The 16821-nt window shown below is 66.8% G+C and carries 16 protein-coding genes; 8 read left to right on the forward strand and 8 right to left on the reverse strand.

Going from position 1 to position 16821, the window contains the following annotated elements; translation table 11 throughout:
* Positions 1 to 2: 2 nt before the first annotated feature.
* From B3098_RS24265 to B3098_RS24275, 3 genes are all read left to right on the forward strand, one after another.
* A complete protein-coding gene (locus B3098_RS24265) occupies positions 3 to 494 on the forward strand; it encodes a hypothetical protein (protein ID WP_286899523.1) in 492 nt (163 codons plus the stop codon).
* Positions 491 to 1876 (forward strand): tripartite tricarboxylate transporter permease, encoded by a 1386-nt coding sequence (locus tag B3098_RS24270; protein WP_175121273.1) that lies wholly within the window; start codon positions 491 to 493, stop codon positions 1874 to 1876. Before B3098_RS24265 ends, B3098_RS24270 begins: the two co-directional genes overlap by 4 nt.
* A 126-nt stretch (positions 1877 to 2002) precedes the next feature.
* Positions 2003 to 3160 carry an NAD(P)H-dependent flavin oxidoreductase gene (locus B3098_RS24275; protein ID WP_218344115.1) on the forward strand — a complete coding sequence of 386 codons (1158 nt, stop codon included), beginning with the start codon at positions 2003 to 2005 and terminating at the stop codon, positions 3158 to 3160.
* Positions 3161 to 3174: 14 nt separating this feature from the next.
* On the opposite strand, the gene B3098_RS24280 is transcribed toward B3098_RS24275, so the two are convergent.
* Both B3098_RS24280 and B3098_RS24285 read right to left on the reverse strand, forming a co-directional pair.
* Complete coding sequence (locus B3098_RS24280) at positions 3175 to 3843, reverse strand: HAD family hydrolase (protein WP_175121271.1); 669 nt, start codon at positions 3841 to 3843, stop codon at positions 3175 to 3177.
* Positions 3844 to 3950: 107 nt separating this feature from the next.
* Positions 3951 to 5153: a CynX/NimT family MFS transporter gene (locus tag B3098_RS24285; RefSeq protein ID WP_286899526.1), complete on the reverse strand. Its 1203-nt coding sequence runs from the start codon at positions 5151 to 5153 to the stop codon at positions 3951 to 3953.
* Between the two features lie 106 nt (positions 5154 to 5259).
* Between B3098_RS24285 and B3098_RS24290 the strand changes: the two genes are divergently transcribed.
* Complete coding sequence (locus tag B3098_RS24290; RefSeq protein ID WP_286899527.1) at positions 5260 to 6171, forward strand: LysR family transcriptional regulator; 912 nt, start codon at positions 5260 to 5262, stop codon at positions 6169 to 6171.
* Here B3098_RS24290 and B3098_RS24295 read toward each other — a convergent pair.
* Complete coding sequence (locus B3098_RS24295) at positions 6162 to 6962, reverse strand: DUF169 domain-containing protein (RefSeq protein ID WP_286899529.1); 801 nt, start codon at positions 6960 to 6962, stop codon at positions 6162 to 6164. The two genes, B3098_RS24290 and B3098_RS24295, sit on opposite strands and share 10 nt — an antisense overlap.
* 78 nt (positions 6963 to 7040) lie before the next feature.
* Positions 7041 to 7958, reverse strand: a complete 918-nt coding sequence (locus B3098_RS24300) for a LysR substrate-binding domain-containing protein (RefSeq protein ID WP_286899531.1) — start codon at positions 7956 to 7958, stop codon at positions 7041 to 7043.
* A 157-nt stretch (positions 7959 to 8115) separates the two neighbouring features.
* Here B3098_RS24300 and B3098_RS24305 point away from each other — a divergent pair, with 157 nt between their 5' ends.
* The 4 genes from B3098_RS24305 to B3098_RS24320 all read left to right on the forward strand — a co-directional run bounded on the left by B3098_RS24305 (position 8116) and on the right by B3098_RS24320 (position 11131).
* Positions 8116 to 8865: an SDR family oxidoreductase gene (locus tag B3098_RS24305; protein ID WP_175183661.1), complete on the forward strand. Its 750-nt coding sequence runs from the start codon at positions 8116 to 8118 to the stop codon at positions 8863 to 8865.
* Between the two features lie 43 nt (positions 8866 to 8908).
* A complete protein-coding gene (locus tag B3098_RS24310; RefSeq protein ID WP_175183662.1) occupies positions 8909 to 9718 on the forward strand; it encodes a nucleotidyltransferase domain-containing protein in 810 nt (269 codons plus the stop codon).
* A 244-nt stretch (positions 9719 to 9962) separates the two neighbouring features.
* On the forward strand, positions 9963 to 10451 hold the full coding sequence (locus B3098_RS24315; protein ID WP_286899534.1) for a DUF6882 domain-containing protein: 489 nt from the start codon (positions 9963 to 9965) through the stop codon (positions 10449 to 10451).
* Positions 10448 to 11131: a site-2 protease family protein gene (locus tag B3098_RS24320; protein WP_286899535.1), complete on the forward strand. Its 684-nt coding sequence runs from the start codon at positions 10448 to 10450 to the stop codon at positions 11129 to 11131. The genes B3098_RS24315 and B3098_RS24320 overlap by 4 nt, the downstream gene beginning before the upstream one ends.
* Positions 11132 to 11168: 37 nt before the next feature.
* Here the strand turns inward: B3098_RS24320 and B3098_RS24325 are convergent, their stop codons facing one another.
* The 4 genes from B3098_RS24325 to B3098_RS24340 form a co-directional block, all read right to left on the reverse strand.
* Positions 11169 to 13157 (reverse strand): TRAP transporter large permease, encoded by a 1989-nt coding sequence (locus B3098_RS24325; RefSeq protein ID WP_286899536.1) that lies wholly within the window; start codon positions 13155 to 13157, stop codon positions 11169 to 11171.
* The gene (locus B3098_RS24330; RefSeq protein WP_175136290.1) at positions 13154 to 13777 is read right to left on the reverse strand and encodes a TRAP transporter small permease subunit; all 624 of its coding nucleotides are present in this window, start codon (positions 13775 to 13777) and stop codon (positions 13154 to 13156) included. Before B3098_RS24330 ends, B3098_RS24325 begins: the two co-directional genes overlap by 4 nt.
* 125 nt (positions 13778 to 13902) lie before the next feature.
* The gene (locus B3098_RS24335; RefSeq protein ID WP_175121260.1) at positions 13903 to 15030 is read right to left on the reverse strand and encodes a TRAP transporter substrate-binding protein; all 1128 of its coding nucleotides are present in this window, start codon (positions 15028 to 15030) and stop codon (positions 13903 to 13905) included.
* A 267-nt stretch (positions 15031 to 15297) separates the two neighbouring features.
* A complete protein-coding gene (locus B3098_RS24340) occupies positions 15298 to 16821 on the reverse strand; it encodes an amidase (protein WP_286899541.1) in 1524 nt (507 codons plus the stop codon).

Here is a 16821-nt window from a genome sequence, read left to right on the forward strand (position 1 = left end):
ACATGAAACAAAGCCCTCAGGCGCCGTCCACGCGCCTGGCTGAAGTCTGGAGCGACACCGTGGATCTCAGGCATCTGGCCTGGGCCATCGGCATTGGGATCTCGGTCAGCGTGGCCGGCTTCTTTGCCGCCAGCCGCTGGCTGCGCGGCGTGGTGGCGTCACCCGAGCTCGCGCACGCATACGCGATGCTGGCCGGGCTGGCCGGCTGCGTGCTGGCTGGCGTGATCTGCGCCCAACTGTTCCCGCCCAAACGCGAGGTCGTCGAGCACAGCGCCACGCACGATCCTGCCTGGCGCGCCGAAGTGCTGGCCGAGCTGGCCGAACAGCCCGGCGGCCTGGGCACGCTGGCGGACCTGCCCGAGGCCGTGGTGCGCGAGCTGAAGGAACTGGACCTGTACGACCTGTTCGCGCAGCCGGCGGCGCCCGCCGTCTCTGCCGCTGCCGCCGATGTTGCCGACCCCCGGCGCGGCGCCGCCAAGGAGGCCTTGGCATGAGCCCCGAACTGCTTGAACAAATCATGGTGGCCGCGGGCATGGGCCTGCTGGGCGCGGTCGTGTTTGCGGCCATCGGCCTGGTGTCCGGCACCGATGAAACCACGACGCTGGCGCCGCTGACGCTGCTGGTCGTGCTGCTGGGCGTGCCGCCCGCCGGCGTCTTCACGTTCTTTCTGGCGGGCGCGGTGGCCAAGCACATGACGCACGCCGTGCCGACCGCGCTGCTCGGCATCCCGGGCGACACCCTGGCCACGCCGCTGCTGCAGGACGCGAACATGCTGCGCAAGCTGGGCGTGCCGCACATTGCGCTGCGCAAGATGGTGTCCGGCGCCATCGTCGCCGCCTTTGTCGCGGTGCCGCTGGCGGTGCTGTTCGCCGTGCTGCTGGCGCCGTTCGGCGCCGCCATCACCAAGTCCGCCCCATGGATCTTCCTGGCCGCCGCATTGCTGATCGCGTATTTTTCCGCGGGACGCTGGGCGGCGGTGGCGCTGCTGGTGCCGTTCGTCATGGTGATCATTGCGCTGCAAAGCCTGACGGCCAAGTACGGCGTCAAGCTCAGCATCAGCTACTTCCTGGGCATCGCCATCGGACCGCTGATCGCCGACCTGTTCACCGTGCTGTCGCCGCAAGGCCGCGGCAAGATGATGCGCGACAAGGTGCGCACGTTCTCGCTGGCGCCTGACGTAAAAGGCTGGTCGGGCTACTTTCCGAACCCGCTGAAAGTCATGGACCGGGTGCAGACGCGCTGGACGCTTGCCACCGCAGCCGTGTCCAGCGCCACCTTCGTGTTCAGCCCGGTCGCCATGACCGTCGTGCTGGGCGAGCTGGTGGGTTCGCGCGTCAAGCACGCCTATCACCGGCTGACGACGGTGCTGAGCGCGCGCAACGGCGTGACCGAGGCCACCTACATCGCCGAGGCCCTGATTCCGCTGATCGCCTTCGGCCTGCCCCTGAGCCCCGTGGCGGCGGGACCGGCCGCGCCGCTCTTTAACGCGCCGCCGCGCTTCACGGTGGATTCGGCAACCGGCCAGACGCACAACCTGCACAACCTGCTGAACCATTGGGAATTCCTGGGTTACGGCATGCTGGCGGTGCTGCTGGCGGCAGTGGTGTCCTACCCCTTCGCCATGAACTTCGCGCGCCGCGCCGCGCTGTTCGTGTCGCGCCGCGTCAGTCACGAAGCCATCATCGCCACGTTTGTCGGCCTGATCATCGTGATCAGCGTCTGGGAAGGCCAATTCCTGGGCCTGCTCGTCATCCTGACCATGGGCCTTATTGGCGGCCTGCTGTCGCGCCTGTTCGGCTTCAATACCGGCGTGCAGTTCATGGGCTACTACACCGCTGTGCTGTCCGTGCCGGCGATCATCAAGCTGCTGGGATAAAAACGTGACGGATGGGCGGGAGCTGTCTGGCCCCCGCCCATTGCCGCACCACTTGATCCTTCGCAAGGCGGCGCTCCCCACGTTGCTCTAGCCTCTGCTCTCTTGACCAGAGGAAAGACTCATATCATGACGTGGTTCAAATCACTCACCCTCGCCGGACGCGAGTTGCTGCCCATCGTGCAGGGCGGCATGGGCGTTGGCGTATCCGCCCATCGCCTGGCCGGCGCGGTTGCCAGCCAGAACGCCGTGGGCACCATTGCCAGCGTCGATTTGCGCCATCACCACGCCGATCTCGTGGAAAAAACCGAAAAATGCAATGACCGCGACACGATCGACACCGCCAACCGCGAGGCCCTGCATCGGGAGGTCCGCGCCGCGCTCGATACGGCGCAAGGGCGCGGTCTGGTGGCGGTAAACGTCATGAAAGCCGTGCGCGACCATCCCGCGCTGGTGCGTCAGGCCTGCGAAAGCGGCGCCGAGGCCATCGTCATGGGCGCCGGCCTGCCGCTCGACCTGCCTGAAATGACGGCCGACTTCCCCAAAGTGGCGCTCGTGCCCATTCTTTCCGAGGCCCGCGGCGTTGCTGCCGTGCTGAAGAAATGGATGAAAAAGGGACGCCTGGCCGACGCCGTCGTCATCGAACACCCGGGTTACGCGGGCGGCCACCTGGGCGCGGCGCGGATCGACGACCTGCACAGCGAACGCTTCGATTTCAAAAAGGTGCTGGCCGATTGCCACGCCCTTTTCACTGAACTGCAACTGGGCCGTGACGCCCCCCGCCTCATCGTCGCGGGCGGCGTCGGCAGCCACGAACAGGTCCGCCACTGGCTCAGCAACGGCGCCGACGGCGTGCAGGTCGGCACCGCGTTCGCCGTCACCCACGAAGGCGACGCCCACGAAAACTTCAAACGCGTCCTGATCGACGCCGACCCCGCCGAACTGGCGGAATTCACCAGCGTGGCCGGCCTGCCGGCACGTGCGGTCGCCACGCCGTGGCTGACGCGCTACCTGCGCCAGGAAGGCACGCTGCAAGCCAACACCCGCGCCGATCCGCGCCGCTGCAGCCAGCGTATGGACTGCCTGACGCAATGCGGTCTGCGCGACGGCATCGCCAAGTTCGGCCAATTCTGCATCGACTTGAAACTCGCGGCCGCCATGCGTGGCGAAGTCAGCCGCGGTCTTTTCTTCCGCGGCGCGTCCAAACTGCCGTTCGGCAATGCCATGCGTTCCGTGCGCGAACTGATGGATTACCTGCTGCACGGCGAGATGCCCGCCGCGGCATAGGTCGGCAGCTCCTCTCAGATGATCTCCGGCAGCCGCCGCAGATCGTCGATCACTTCAAAGGCGCCCTCGTCCAGCAACCGCTGCCGCTGTTGCGGTCCGTTGTGCGAGGCGCCCACAAACCCCACCGCCCTCATGCGCGCCGCACGGGCAGCGCGCACACCCGGCACGCTGTCCTCGACCACGACGCAATCCAGCACCGCGGCCCGCATCTGCCGCGCTGCGTACAGAAAAACGTCCGGCGCCGGCTTGCCCTTGGCCACCTGCGCCGTGCTGAACACATGCGGTGCAAACGTCTCCCACAGACCCACCATCTTGAGCGCCGCCTCCAGCTTGGCCGGCATGCTGCTGGACGCGACGCACAGGTCCAGCCCGCGTTCCTTCAACACCTTCAGCGTCTCGTGCACGTGCGGCAAAGGGCGCAGTTCGGTGCGGAACGTGCGATCCAGCCGATCGGCATACTGGCGCGCGAAGCCTTCGGGCAGCGCGCAGGCGTGCTCGGCCTGCAACGTGCGCCACATGTCCGCATCCGGAATGCCGGCAAAGCGCAGCGCGGCCTCTTCGGGCGTGATGGCGATGCCGTGTTCGGCCAGGGCGCTGGATTGGGCGCGCGCGGCGATGATTTCGCTGTCGATCAGGACGCCATCGCAATCAAAGATGACCAGGCGCGGGGCGGGCGTGTGCATGTATCCTCCAACGCGTTCGGCCGCTCCATGATAGGCCAGCCCGGTTACAGCGAAGCGCCCGCCTCATGACCGGCACCCAGTGGCCGACGGCGCGCGCTGCCAAGCCTTCAAAGGTTGGTGCCCCCGACGCGCCGCAGGCGCCAGGCGACGGCCACGCCCGCTAGTCCTGCCGCCGCCACGATGAACGACGCGGACGACCAGCCAAAGCGGTCGATCGCGCCGCCCACCGCCACGGGTCCGATGACCTGCCCCAGATTGCTGCCCTGCATGACCAGCCCCACCGACGCCGCGGTCAACGCCGGACGTGGCGCCACCTGCGGCGCGGTGCCAAGCAGCGTCGCAGGGATCAGCCCGCCCACGGCCGAGAACAGCACGCACAGCAGAAAGGTGGTCATGGCCGGCAGCGCGGAACCGAAGATCAGCAGCGACACGCCCGCCATCACTGCGCTGGCGCAGGCGATCAACGTGGACCGCCGCCAGCCGCGTGCAAGCAGCACGCCCGCGCCCAGATTGCCCACCACGTTGGCGGCGCTGGCGATGGCGCTGTACAGGCCGGCTGCCGCCAGCGTCAGCCCCAGTTGCTCCATGAGCAGCACCGGCAGGAAGGTGAACAGCGCGAAGAACATCAGGCTGTAGAGGGTGAACGACAGCGCCAGCAGCATCGGGCCGGCCGCGCCCATGGTGTCGACCGTGTCCTGTCGTAGCCCCTGCCACGACAGGGCGGCGCCGCGAGGCGTGGGCGGCGCCAGCACGGCGATGCTGGCAAGCGCCACGCCTGTAGCGATGCCCGCGCACCACCAATAGGCGTGCCAGTCATCGAACGCCTGCGAGGCGAGCATCGCGATTGCCATTCCGGCCGGCATGTAGCAGCTCCAGAGTGCAAAGGCGAAATCGCGCCTGCCGCCGGTGACGATGCGCTGCAGCGCGGCGGGCCCCGCCACCGTAATCATCAGGAAACCCAGTCCCTCGATCACCCGGGAGCCAAGCAGCACGCCATAGCCGGGCGCCAGCGCGCCCACCGCCGTGCCCGCCGCGGTCGCCGCCAGGCCCAGGATCAGCATGCGCCGGGCGCCAAAGCGCGCGATCACCCCGCCCGCCGCGATGCCGCCCACCATGCCCAATATCGAAAATACCGCCGTCAGCGTGCCAATGGACGCGAGGTCCAGCCCCATGTCCTTGCGCAGCAGAGGCGCGGCGATGATGACCTTGCCCACCTGCAACGCCGCCACGACACCCGCGCCCACGATGGCCAGCACCGCGCCCCAATGCGGGTGCCCGATGGCACGTTCCGCCCCTTCGACCTTGTCCATCCCACCCTCGCTTTCACCAAGATTCCGGCATCATGCCTCGCAAAATTGATTCCGCGAAGTGATAACCTTTCGACGATCTTGATCGAACAAATAGATCAACCTTCCCATGATTGACGCGCTGACCCTGGACCAACTGCGTGTGTTCGCCGCCGTCGCAGATACCGGCAGCTTTCGCGCGGCCGCCCGCCGCTTGTCCCGGGTGCAGTCCGCCGTCAGCCACGCCATTGCCAACATGGAGGCGCAACTGGGCGTACCGCTGTTCGACCGCACCGGCCATCGTCCCGTCATGACGCCGCAGGGCCAGGCGCTGCTTGCCAACGCCCGCGACATCCTGCTGCGGGTCGATGCGATGCGCGCTCGCGCGCAGGGCCTGGGCGAAGGCGTCGAGCTGGAGCTTTCGCTGGTGGTGGATACGCTCTTTCCGATCGAACGGGCTGGCGCGGCGCTGAACCACATGCGCGCGGCGTATCCCTCGGTGGCGATGCGTGTCTCGGTGCTGCCCTTGGGCGGACCGGTCGACGCGCTGTTGGCCGGCACGCACACGTTGGGCATTCTTGCAGGCGAGCATTTCCGGCATCCGCGCATTGCGGTGCAGGCGCTTGGCGCCATTCAGATGGTGGCCGTGGTCGGCGCTTCGCATCCCCTGGCGCAGACTGCGCGCGCCGGCCGCGCGCTTACCGCGGCGGACCTGGCGGATCACCTTCAGATCGTGCAGTCCGATCCCTCGTCGCTGTCCGAAGGCCGCGACTTTGCCGTGCTGTCGCCGCAGACCTGCCGCGTCAGCGGCCAGGACACCAAGCACGCGCTGATCCTGTCCGGGCTCGGCTGGGGCCGGCTGCCGCTGTGGCAGGTCGAGCGCGACCTGGCCGAGGGCCGCCTCCTGCGCGTGCCCACCGCCAGCCTGGGCCGCGACAGCCAGATCACCACCGAAACGTATCTTGCGCACCGCATCGACCGGCCGCTGGGACCGGCCGCGCGCGCGCTGGCCGCGGCGCTGCACGCCGGCATTCACCCCTGAGCCTTGGGCGGCTGCGCGTAGCTCACTCCCATGCCGGCGCGCACGTCGTTCTGGATGCCATAGGGCGCGATGGGATAGCGCAGGCCATTGGCTGCCAGCGCCTTCATGCCCTCGATGGCAATCGGCAGATAGCGGGGAGGCAGCGCCATGAGCATTTCTTCGTCGGGCACGCCGCCATAGCGGCGTTCGGCGAAACAGGGCAAGGACAGGCTGGGCTCGCCGGTGGCAAGCGCCCTGCCCCAGGAATCCGCACAGGCGGTTTCTCCGACGACGCTCCAGTCAAAGCGCCGGTAGTTCTTCCATTGCAACCCGTTGATCAGGATGATCATCTGACCCGGCGTGGCGTACACGAGGCAGATGTCCGGCGGATCCAGGCGCCCCGATGCCAGCGGCGACACGACCATGGCGCGGTACTTGTCCGCCGGCACACAGGTCAGCGCCTCCTGGCGCGCCCGGGCATCGGCTTCGGTCGCATGCCAGACCCCCACATATTCCTTGCCGCGCTTCCAATCTTCGTCCTGCGGCCCCAGCCCGATGACCGCGCGGCATTGCGCGCCGACCAGATCGTCGCCCGTGATGCCGACCGTCCAGCCCAGCCTTGCCGCCATGCCCACGATCTGGTCCGTGGTGTGCGTGGCCTTGGGCCGGCGCAGGCCCTTCACCCCCGCCATGTCGGCTTCGTGCTCGTAAAGCTTCATGCCGATGACGGTGGTCTTCAGCCGCAGCAGCCGGTTCAGGTCGTCGACCAGCGACGCCCAATCGAGCGCGGCTTCCTGCCTTGTCTCTTCCATGTTCGTCCTTTGGACTGTTGTTCGCGGTCTGGCGCGCCGGAGGCCCGCGCTGCCGCACGCGGTCAAGACTACAACGCGTCAGGCGAACCCGTCGATGCCCCGCATCAGCGCCGCCGCCATGCGCGGCTGGCGCAACTGGTCCAGCCACCAGCGCAGCGCCCGCCCGTCGTGATCGCCGCGCCAGGCGAGATACAGCAGGTTGGGCTCGCGCGGCGTCTCGGTGGCCATCTCGACCAGTTCGCCTCGCGCCAGCAGCGAGGCCACGCGGTGGCGCGGCACCCAACCCACGCCGAGCCCTTCGCGTTGCGCCAGGATTTTGGCGCGCATGCTGGGCACGGCCAATGTCGCCTGCCCGCCGACCCTGCCGTACCCGCGCGCCGACGAGCCGCGCGCCGTGTCGGCGACGACGACGGCGCGATGTTGCTGGATCTGGTCCTGGCGCAACGGCCCCTTTGCCTTGGCCAGCGGATGGCGCGGTGATACGGCAAACAGCCATTCCATCTCGCCCAACGCCGCCCATTGCAGGTTCGGCATGGTCTGCGGCTCGTTGGTCGCGCCCACAATCAGGTCTGCCCGTCCCTCGCGCAGCGCTTCCCACGTGCCGCCCAGCACTTCGTGCGTGAAGCGCAGCCTGACGCCTGAATCCAGCTTGTCGAAGGCCCCGACCAGCGGCGCCATCAGTTCAAATTCCAGGATCTCGTCGCTGACGATGTGCAGGCGGTCTTCCCAGCCGCTGGCCACTTGCCGCACGCGCTGCGTGAACCGGCTGACATCCTGCGCCAGCCGCGCGGCTTCGTCCGCCAGCAATTGGCCGGCGGGCGTCAGTTGCAGCCGATACCCGCGGCGGTCGAACAAGAGGGCATCGAAGCGTTCCTCCAGTTGCCGCGCGGCGTGCGACACGGAAGACGGCGCCTTGCCCAGCCGGGCGGCCGCCCGGGACAGGCTGCCGCTATCGCGGATGGCTTCCAGCAGTGAGAGTTCATTCGCAGTCAGCATCGCGGGCTCAACATAGTGGGCTGTACCTCTGGGGATACACGTTCCGGGCCAAACATGTGCAATTTCTTCGAACGTGTTTGTGCGTCAGATCGTACGACAAACAACCGGGCCAGGCGCAGCATGGCTACACCTCACCTCCACACCAAAGGAACCCGTCATGAACCGTTTTGAACAAAAGACCGTCCTGGTCACCGGTGGCACCAGCGGCATCGGCCTCGCTGCCGCCCAAGCCTTTGCCGCCGAAGGCGCCCGCGTCATCGTCACCGGACGCGACACCGCGGCGCTGGAAAAGACCCGCGTCACCCTGGGCGGCAACGCCTTGGCCATCCAGAACACCGCTGGCGCGCCCGGCGCGGCGGCGGCCCTGGCGGACGCATTGGCCTCGGCAGGCGTGCGCCTGGACGCCGTCTTCGTCAATGCAGGCATCGCCAAATTCGCCACGCTGGCCGACGCCACCGAAGACCTGTGGGACCAGACGTTCGACACCAACGTCAAGGGCGTATTCTTCCAGTTGCAGGCGCTGGACCCCTTGCTCAACGCGGGCGCGTCCATCGTGCTCAACGGGTCCATCAACGCCCATATCGGCATGCCGGCGTCGTCGATCTACGCGGCCAGCAAGGCGGCGCTGATCTCGCTGGCGAAAACGCTGTCGGCCGAATGGCTGCCGCGCGGCGTCCGGGTCAACGTCGTCAGCCCCGGTCCGGTCACGACGCCGATCTACGGCAAGCTGGGCCTGGACGCCGACACGCTGGAGAAGACCGCCGCCAGCATCCAGTCGCAGATTCCGCTGGGCCGCTTCGGGACGCCGCAGGAAATCGCCGCAACCGTCCTGCATCTGGCTGCGCGCGAATCGGCCTTCATCGTTGGCACGGAGATCATTGCGGACGGCGGGATGAGCCAGCTTTGAGCCGGCGCCGGGCCGATGGCCGGGCGGTGCTAGGATGCGGGGCATGACTTCGATCCTGCACGCCCACCCCATCGACCCCGCCGTCCGCGAACGCGTGATGGCGACCCTGCAAGACATCGAGCAGCGCCACGACGTGCGCGTCCTGCTCGCCTGCGAATCCGGCAGCCGCGGCTGGGGCTTTGCCTCGCCCGACAGCGACTACGACGTGCGCTTTCTGTACGTACACAAGCTGGACTGGTATCTGCGCGTGGCGCCGCAACGCGACGTGATCGAGCTGCCGATTGACGACGAACTGGACGTCTCGGGATGGGAGCTGCGCAAGTCCCTGCAACTCTTGCGCGGTTCCAATCCCACGCTTTTCGAGTGGCTGGATTCGCCCATCATCTATCGCCAGGACGACGCCGTCAGCGCGTGGCTGCGGCATTTCCGCAGCGCTTACTTCTCCAGCACCAAGGGGCGCTGGCACTACGTTGCCATGGCCGGCCGCAACTTCCGCGAATCGCTGCAGGGCGACACGGTTCGCCTGAAGAAGTATCTGTACGTCCTGCGCCCAGTGCTGGCCGCGCAATGGATCGACAGCGGCCGGGGCGTTCCGCCGATGCGCTTTGCCGATCTGGCCGACGTCATCATCACCGACGCCGCCTTGCGCGCCGAGATCAATGAACTGCTGGCCATCAAGATGGCGGCGGGCGAAGCCGAGCACGGTCCTCGCTTCCCGCTGATCCACGCGTATCTTGAATCGACCTTGGCCGAACTGGAAAAGGCGCCCTACTTCGACCGGCCCGACGGCCAGACCGAGACGCTGGACCGGTTTTTGTATGAGGTCGTCACGGGCGCGCCGCTGACGTATTGAAGCGCTGCAGCAGGCGTTGCCTGACACCCGGGCGGCAGGATCGTCAGGATCGGCCCCGGGGTCTGACACCCGAGCAACTGATCGTCAATTCGAGACGGCACCCTGGGGATGTCAGACACCATTTCTCCGTATTGAGCTGCGGGACCGCCGATCCCGTTGCGACGGCGCGCCCCCTCTCATTGCCGCGCACAAACGCGTTTCACGTATCATCACCGGCCCCTTTATCTAGATGGAACAAGCGAGCATGTCCGACACCACCAAGCCCTTCGACGTCCAGAACTTCATCGCCCAAAGCATGGAAGGCATGCAGGCCGCCACCACGGCGCATTGCGCGACCTGGCACCTGGACGAGGCCGAGCAATGGTCGGTGGACATGGATAGCGGCCTGATCGTGTTCCAGCTGCCGGGCGGCACCGTCGCGTCCGCGCCGGTGCAGATCATCGGCACGTCCAACAGCGAGGACGGCAGCTTCCTGTGGGGCTGGGACCATCCGTCCGTGCCGGCCGAACTGGCCGAGCACGCGCAACTGGCGTTGGCATTCGGGCGTGCGCATGGACTGCCCGCCTACACCGAACGCAAAGTCGATTGCGACGACGCCCAGGCCTGGGAGTTCACCGCCGTCGCCATGCGGCTGGGTGAAGCCTCCGGCTCGTATCGCGCGCAGGCGTCGGAGACGGCGCATGTGTGGATGACATTTGGGAAAGTGTCGCTGTCGAAGGCGGAAAGCGAGTGACGGTAGCGTCAGGGGCCATCGGCCTGCTGCTGGCCGTTGTCCTTTGTGCCCTGCTGCATGTGATGGTGATGGCCTTCGCGGGACGTGCGCTGGGCGTGGCGCTGGACGAACTGTCGTTCGGGCTGGGGCCGCGCCTGTTGCGGATGGGTAGGCTCAGCATCCGGCTGCTGCCTGTCGGCGGCGCGGTCCGCTTCCAGACGGCGGGCGACACGATGCCGGCGGATGACGCGGACATTCACCCGCAACACCTGGAAGCGCAGCCGCTCTGGGCGCAACTGTTCATCGGCGCTTCCGGCTGCCTCGCGCTGATCGCGTTGGCGTGCGCGCTGCTCGGCGGCATGGCGGGCGTGCAGGCGCTGACGGGTGGATTTGCGAACATCATCATCGGCGCGCTGTCGCCGCTGCACACCGCGCAGGCGCTGCTGGCGCGCGTGGATGGCGCCGCGCAAGGTCTGCCATTTTCCACGTTGCTGGGCCTGACCGCCGCCACTACGGCAGCGCTGAACCTGCTGCCTTTGCCGGGCGCGAACGGCGGTTACCTGTTGGGCGCGCTGGGAAAAAGCGCCGGCTTGGGCAAGCATTGGCCGGCATCGGTTACGCAGATCCTGCTGCTGGCTTATGTGGCGCTGGCGGCGTCCTGGCTCGTCGCGGCCGTGGTGTACCTCAGCAATAGTGTCTGACACCCGAGTGAAAGCAGGTGTCTGACACCTTCACGCCTTACCGATACAGCACCGTCGGCAGCCACATGCCGATCGCCGGGAACATGTACAGCAGGAAGATCGCGACCACCTGGATCCCCATGAACGGCATCATGCCCAGGAAGATCTGATTCAGCGTCACGTGCGGCGGCGACACGCCCTTCAAGTAGAACGCCGACATGGCCACCGGCGGGGACAGGAACGCGGTCTGCAGGTTCAGCGCGACCAGCAAGCCGAAGAACAGCGGATCGATGCCGAACGTGTTGAGCAGCGGCACGAAGATCGGCATGAAGATCACGATGATCTCGGTCCATTCCAGCGGCCAGCCGAGCAGGAAGATGATGATCTGCGCCAGCAGCAGGAACTGAATCTGCGTCAGACCCAGCGACAGCACCCATTCCTCGATGATGCGCTGGCCGCCCAGCAGCGCAAACGCCGCCGAGAAGATCGATGACCCCACGAACAGCCAGCACACCATGGCGCTAGTCTTGGCCGTCAGGAACACCGATTCGCGCAGCACCGGCAGATTCAGCCTGCGATACGCCAGCGCCAGCAGCGCCCCGCCCATCGCGCCCATGGCGGCGGCCTCGCTGGGCGTGGCCAGGCCAAAGCCGATTGAGCCCAGCACAGCTGCAATCATCACCGCCAGCGGAAAGAACGACGCCATCAGCATCTTGAAGATTTCCAGCCGCGCCCACGTCAGCGCGGCGTAGAACACTGCCAGCATCACTGCGCAGACGCCTGCAAAGATCCAGAAGCCGGTGGGCGCGGGCTTGCGGGCGTCGGCCGTGTCGGGTGCGGCCTGCTGTGCAGGTGCGGCCGCGCCTGCTGGCGGCTGGGCGGCGGGCGTGCCCGGCGGTTCGCTCAAGCCCGACGCGGCGGGCGCGCTACCCGGCGGTTCGGCAAGTTCATTGGAAGGGGGTTCGGGCAGGTCATTGGACGGCGGCTCGGCCAAGCCATCCGTGGGCGGTTCGCTCAACCCAGAGCCGGAATCGAAGCCGCCCGAGCCCAACTGCAGTTCGGCGGGAATCTCGTACTCCACAGCGGGCTTGGTCAGCGCATGATGCACCACCGCCAGCATCAGCACCGTGACCAACAACGGCGACAACGCCATCGCCATATTGCGCGTCAGATAGCCAAACGACACCGCGCTGTTGCGCCGGCCCTTGAACATGGCGGCCAGCATGCCCGATACGGCGCGCGTGTAGGGGCCCGCGGCAAGCGCTGCCGTCCCGGGCGACAGCGGCACGCCACGCTCGCTTTCTGGCAAAGGCGGCGCCATGTCGGGCCGCAGCTTGGCCACGATGATGACGTACACCATGTACAGAATCGCCAGCATGAGCCCGGGAAAGAGCGCACCGGCATACAACTGCACGACCGACACGCCCGTGGTGGCGCCGTACACGATCAGCATCACCGACGGCGGCAGCAGGATGCCCAGACAGCCGCCCGCCGTGATCGAACCGGCCGTCAGGCGCACGCTGTAACCCGCCTTCAGCATGGCCGGCATTGCCAGCAACCCCATCAGCGTGACCACCGCCCCCACAATGCCTGTCGCCGTGGCGAAGATGGCGCACGTCGCCAATGTGGCCACCGCCAGCGCGCCGGGCAGCCGCGCCAGCGCCAGATGCATCGACCGGAAGAGCTTTTCGATCAGGTTGGCGCGCTCGACCAGATAGCCCATGAACACGAACAGCGGAATCGAAATCAGCGAATCGTTCGTCATCGTGGCGTACGTGCGCTGCACCATCAAATCCAGTGTCTGTCCGAGCGACCGCCCCGGATCGGAACTCTGCATGTAATACGCCAGGAACGTGAACAGCACGCCCATGCCCATCAGCGTGAACGCCGTGGGAAAGCCCAGCATGATCGCCACCACGATCAGGGCCAGCATCAACAGCCCGATGTGGCCCGTGGTGAGGTTGTCCCACGGCGTGAGGAACGCGATCATCAGCAGCACCAGCGCGATGCACGACAGGCCGAACCACAATGCCTTGTGGATTTTCATCGCTGGGACTCCCCGGAGTTGACGTAACGATCGAGCTTGGCGATGTCTTCGTCCTTCACGTGCACCATCTCCTTGAGCTTGTCGACGTCCACTTCCTCGACGTCCTCTTCACGCGACGGCCACGCGCCCTGCTTCAGGCACAGGATGCAGCGCATGACCTCGGCCACGCCCTGCAGCAGCAGCACTGCGCCGGCAGCGGGTATGAAGGCCTTGAATGGATAGATCGGCGGCCCGTTGGCCATCAGCGAGGAATGCTCGCGGATGGCGATGGAATAGCCGGCGTAGTACCAGCCCGCCCACACCAGGGCGATGACGCCCGGAAAGAAAAAGACGATGAAGAGCAGCAGGTCCAGCCCCGCCTGCACACGCGGCGGCAGGAATCCGTACAGGATGTCCCCGCGCACGTGCCCGTTCTTGGCCAGCGTATACGCCCCGGCCATCATGAACAGGATCCCGTAGTACATCATCTGCAGGTCGAACGCCCAGGCGCTGGGCTGGTTCAGGATGTAGCGCGCCGCGACTTCCCAGCACACATGCAGCGTCAGCACCACGATCAGCCAGGCAAAGGTCTTGCCCACAAGGGTGGAGATGCTATCTATGAAACGTACGATTCGGATCATCGAAGGTCCTGGAGTCGGATCCGCTCAGGCCGCGGCAAATCTGCCGCCGGCGCGCACGGAACCTGGACGCATGGCGAAACCCCGCGCGCCGGCCAGGCGGCGCGCGGGTGCGGCGCAGGACGGCGTCAGGCCGGCTTGGTGCTGCGCGAGAAGTAGTGGTTGTAGGCCATGCGGTAGTTGACGGTGGTGTCGCCGTGCCAGCGCCCCACCCGCTCCGCGAACGCCCGCTGCGATTCCAGCACCTTCTTGAACAGCGGATTCTCCGCCGACCGCTTGGCGATCATCTCGTCCCAGATCTTGAGCTGCTGCTGCAGGATCGCGTCCGGCGTCTTGTAGAACTTGACGTTGTGATCCTTCTGCAGCTTGATGTAGTCCTGCGAATAGCGGTTCGCCGCCTTCCAGGACATGTCCGCGCTGGACGCCTGCGCCGCATAGCTCAGGATGTGCTTCAGGTGTTCCGGCAAGGCGTCGTACTTGGCCTTGTTGAACAGCACCTCGAATTGCTCCGCGCTCTGGTGAAAGCTCTGCAGCATGCAGATCTTGGAGACGTCCTGGAATCCCAGCGCCAGGTCGGAAGACGCGTTGTTGAATTCCGCTCCGTCCAGCAGGCCGCGGTCCAGGGCCGGCACGATTTCCCCGCCGGGCAGCGCATTCACGGCCGCGCCCATCGCGGTGTACATGTCAATGGCCAGGCCCACGGTACGGAACTTCACGCCCTTGACGTCCTCGACCTTCGTGACCGGCCGCTTGAACCACCCGAACGGCTGCGTCGGCATCGGTCCGTACATCAGGGACTGCACGTTCACGTTCATGGCCTTCTGGATCTCGACCAGCAGCTCCTTGCCGCCGCCGTATTCATGCCAGGCCAGCAGCATGTTGGCATCCATCCCGAAAGACGGACCGGACCCCCACAGCGCAACCGCCGTGTTTTTGCCGTACCAGTAGGCCACCACGCCGTGGCCGCCGTCCAGCGTCCCGGCCGACACCGCATCCAGCAAGTCGAACGCCTTGACCACGGCGCCCGCGGGCAGCACTTCGATCTTCAACTGACCGCCGGCCATCTCGTTGACCTTGTTGGCGTAGTCGCGGGCGAATTCGTGGAAGATGTCGGTCGCGGGCCAGGTGCTCTGGAACCGGAAGGAGATGGGCGCGTTCTGCGCCTTGGCGATGGCGGGAAATCCTAGCGCCGCGACCCCTGCGGCGGCTGCGCCGGAGATGAATTTGCGGCGGCGGGGCTTTGTAACGTGTTGCATGGCTTGTTGTCTCCTGGGGTGGACTACATGGACCAGCGTGTTGTTACTACGGCTGCAAGGGTGTGGCACAGATTGGCTGCGGCGAGCCATCCGATGCCGATTGATGCGTCTGATGCGCAACTTTGGTGTGATTAAACCTGCCTGACAAACGGCTGACAATCAGCTTTTAGTCAGGAATAACCCTAGAAAACGGACTAGGCCGAAATAGCAAAGGGCCAGCAGGCCGCGTGGCGCGGCGTGCTGGCCCGATGCGGTTAAAGGCGGGGGTTACACCGCCGACACGGAACCCGACTCTCCCCCGCCCTGCAACTGTGGCGGCGACGTCACGATCGACGTCAACGCCGGCTCGGCAGGACGCAACGCCGCCAGATCCGGCCTTGGGCGCTGCAGCACGTCCGAGCCCGCAAACGCCTGCTCCATCGCCTGCGCCGCGGCCAGCACTTCACGGTCTGCGCGAAAGCGGCCCACGATCTGCAGCCCGAACGGCATGCCCTTGGCATCGCGCCCGCACGGCAGCGTCAGCGCCGGGTGCGTGGTCAGCGTGACCACATACGTCAGTGCCAGCCAGCGGTAGTAGTTCTCTTGCGCAACGCCGTTGATCTTGTCCGCGTACAGCTGCGTCCACGGAAACGGCGACACCGGCGTTGTGGGCGAAAGGATGAGGTCGTAATCGTCGTAGGCGCGCTGAAAGCGCTTGATCAGGCGCGTCTGCTCGGCCTGCGCCCACGCGCAGTCCTTCAGGCTCATCGCCGCGCCCATTTCGAAGTTGGCACGGGTATTGGGGCCCAGGCTGGACGGATCCTTCTCGTAGGCGTCGCGCATGCCCGCCACGAAGGCTTCGGCGCGCAGGACGTCAAAGCACCGGTGGGCCTCGCCCACATCCAGGTCGATCGGATCGCAGGCGGCAAACAGATGCCGCATTGCGGCGATCTTTTCGCGGAAGGTGGCGCGGATGCCGTCGTCGACGTCGCACGCGCCGAAGTCTTCGGTGTAGCCCACGCGCAGCGAGCCCAGGTCCGCGACGCCGGGGTTCAGGAATTGCAGCGGGTCCAGCGGATAGCTGAGCGGATCGCCGGCATGCATGCCCGCGGACGCCGCCATCTGCAGGCAGGCGTCGGCCACCGTGCGGCCCATCGGCCCGACCACGGAAATCGGCGTCCACCCCAGCGGCTTGCGCACGCTGGGCACGATGCCTGGCGACGGCCGAAATCCGACAACACCGCATTTGGACGCGGGAATGCGCAGCGAGCCGCCGGTGTCCGAACCCGTGCAGACCGGCAGCATGTCGCTGGCCAGCGCCGCAGCCGAACCGCCCGACGAACCGCCTGCGTTCAGGTTGGGGTTGAACGGATTGCCGGTCGCGCCCCACACCGTGTTGCGTGAATTGGCGCCCGCGCCCATTTCGGGCACGTTGGTCTTGGCAGCGACGATGGCGCCGGCGCGGCGCAGGCGCGCCACCAGCTCGATGTCCTCCTCGGGCACGTGGCCGCGATACAAAGGCGAGCCGTATGTGGTCAGCACACCGGCGGTGGGTTCCAGGTCCTTCACCCCCATCGGCAGGCCGTGCAACAGGCCCAGCGGCTCGCCCGCCATCACGGCGCGCTCGGCGGCGCGCGCTTCCGCCCGCGCCCGCTCATAGGCAGTGGCGGTCACCGCGTTGATGTACGGGTTCACGGCCTGGATGCGCGCGATGCAGGCCTCCAGCAATTCCACCGGCGAAAGCTGGCGGGCGCCGATCATGCGCCGCAGCTCGACCGCCGTCAGGGATACCAGGGTGTCGTCCAATGCCAT

The organism is Achromobacter sp. UBA2119 (genome assembly GCF_002331005.1).
Taxonomy (GTDB): Bacteria; Pseudomonadota; Gammaproteobacteria; order Burkholderiales; family Burkholderiaceae_B; genus Achromobacter; species Achromobacter animicus.

Bases quoted from the DNA above. Each gene is read 5' to 3' on its own strand.
- B3098_RS24265 (WP_286899523.1), top strand. From the start codon at position 3: ATGAAACAAAGCCCTCAGGCGCCGTCCACGCGCCTGGCTGAAGTCTGG.
- B3098_RS24270 (WP_175121273.1), top strand. From the start codon at position 491: ATGAGCCCCGAACTGCTTGAACAAATCATGGTGGCCGCGGGCATGGGC.
- B3098_RS24275 (WP_218344115.1), top strand. From the start codon at position 2,003: ATGACGTGGTTCAAATCACTCACCCTCGCCGGACGCGAGTTGCTGCCC.
- B3098_RS24280 (WP_175121271.1), bottom strand. From the start codon at position 3,843: ATGCACACGCCCGCCCCGCGCCTGGTCATCTTTGATTGCGATGGCGTC.
- B3098_RS24285 (WP_286899526.1), bottom strand. From the start codon at position 5,153: ATGGACAAGGTCGAAGGGGCGGAACGTGCCATCGGGCACCCGCATTGG.
- B3098_RS24290 (WP_286899527.1), top strand. From the start codon at position 5,260: ATGATTGACGCGCTGACCCTGGACCAACTGCGTGTGTTCGCCGCCGTC.
- B3098_RS24295 (WP_286899529.1), bottom strand. From the start codon at position 6,962: ATGGAAGAGACAAGGCAGGAAGCCGCGCTCGATTGGGCGTCGCTGGTC.
- B3098_RS24300 (WP_286899531.1), bottom strand. From the start codon at position 7,958: ATGCTGACTGCGAATGAACTCTCACTGCTGGAAGCCATCCGCGATAGC.
- B3098_RS24305 (WP_175183661.1), top strand. From the start codon at position 8,116: ATGAACCGTTTTGAACAAAAGACCGTCCTGGTCACCGGTGGCACCAGC.
- B3098_RS24310 (WP_175183662.1), top strand. From the start codon at position 8,909: ATGACTTCGATCCTGCACGCCCACCCCATCGACCCCGCCGTCCGCGAA.
- B3098_RS24315 (WP_286899534.1), top strand. From the start codon at position 9,963: ATGTCCGACACCACCAAGCCCTTCGACGTCCAGAACTTCATCGCCCAA.
- B3098_RS24325 (WP_286899536.1), bottom strand. From the start codon at position 13,157: ATGAAAATCCACAAGGCATTGTGGTTCGGCCTGTCGTGCATCGCGCTG.
- B3098_RS24330 (WP_175136290.1), bottom strand. From the start codon at position 13,777: ATGATCCGAATCGTACGTTTCATAGATAGCATCTCCACCCTTGTGGGC.
- B3098_RS24335 (WP_175121260.1), bottom strand. From the start codon at position 15,030: ATGCAACACGTTACAAAGCCCCGCCGCCGCAAATTCATCTCCGGCGCA.
- B3098_RS24340 (WP_286899541.1), bottom strand. From the start codon at position 16,821: ATGGCATTGGACGACACCCTGGTATCCCTGACGGCGGTCGAGCTGCGG.